The 1,078-nt window shown below is 63.2% G+C and carries 1 protein-coding gene; it reads left to right on the top strand.

Annotated elements, in window-relative coordinates; translation table 11 throughout:
* The first annotated feature begins 106 nt into the window (after positions 1–106).
* Complete coding sequence (locus CEX87_RS26895) at positions 107–1,069, top strand: IS481 family transposase (RefSeq protein ID WP_094289884.1); 963 nt, start codon at positions 107–109, stop codon at positions 1,067–1,069.
* Positions 1,070–1,078 lie beyond the last annotated feature (9 nt).

Genomic DNA, 1,078 nt, shown 5'->3' with positions numbered 1-1,078 from the left:
AGATGTACCGGGTCATGAGGTTGGTAGCAGGCGTGTTGGCTTGATGTGAGGAGAACCTCCGGGTGAGGTGTGGCTTGTCTAGGTCCACCACCGTCCGGAGGTTCTCGTGTCCCACCGTAATGCCCGTACGACGTTCCACGGCCGACTGCTGATCGTGCAGCGGTTTCAGGCCGGTTGGGCTAAAGCCCATATTGCCAAGGCGATGGGAGTGTCGCGGAAGTGCGTACACACCTGGATCGATCGCTACGAAACCGAGGGCGAGGCGGGCCTGCTTGATCGATCCTCGCGTCCGCACACGACGCCCACTCGGATCGCCGGCAGCTTGGAGAATCAGATCGTGGCCTGGCGGCGGCGTCACCGCTGCGGACCCGACGAGATCAGCGCGAAGCTGGGGGTATGTGCCCGCACGGTGTCGCGGGTGCTGCGTAGACGCGGCGTGCCCTATCTGCGTGACTGCGACCCGATGACCGGTCAGCTAATCCGCTCGTCCAAAGCCACCGCTGTCCGTTACGAACGATCCCGGCCCGGAGAACTAGTGCATATGGACGTTAAGAAGCTGGGCCGGATCCCCGACGGAGGCGGTTGGCGCGCGCACGGCCGGGGGAACACCGGCTTAGACGTCAACCGGCGCAATGGGTTCGACTACATCCACTCACTCGTCGACGACTACAGCCGACTGGCCTACAGCGAGATCCTCGCCGATGAGAAAGGCTCCAGCTGCGCAGGATTCCTACGCCGCGCCGCAGCCTACTTCAGCGCCCACGGCATCCCCGCCATCGAAGAAATCATGACCGACAATGCCTGGGCCTACCGATACTCACTCCGCGACGTCAGCGCCGAACTCGGTGCCCGCCAGATCTTCATCAAACCGCACTGCCCCTGGCAGAACGGCAAGGTCGAACGCCTCAACCGCACGCTGCAAACCGAATGGGCCTACAAACGCGTCTTCACCTCCAATAGCCAGCGCGCCGCAGCCCTTGCCCCCTGGCTCCACTACTACAACACTCAACGACGTCACAGCGCACTCGGCGGCCTCCCACCGATAAGCCGACTGACACCAACCTCATGACCCGGTACA

The organism is Mycobacterium lehmannii (genome assembly GCF_002245535.1).
Lineage (GTDB): Bacteria > Actinomycetota > Actinomycetes > Mycobacteriales > Mycobacteriaceae > Mycobacterium > Mycobacterium lehmannii.
This window is presented reverse-complemented; position numbering and strand designations above follow the sequence as displayed.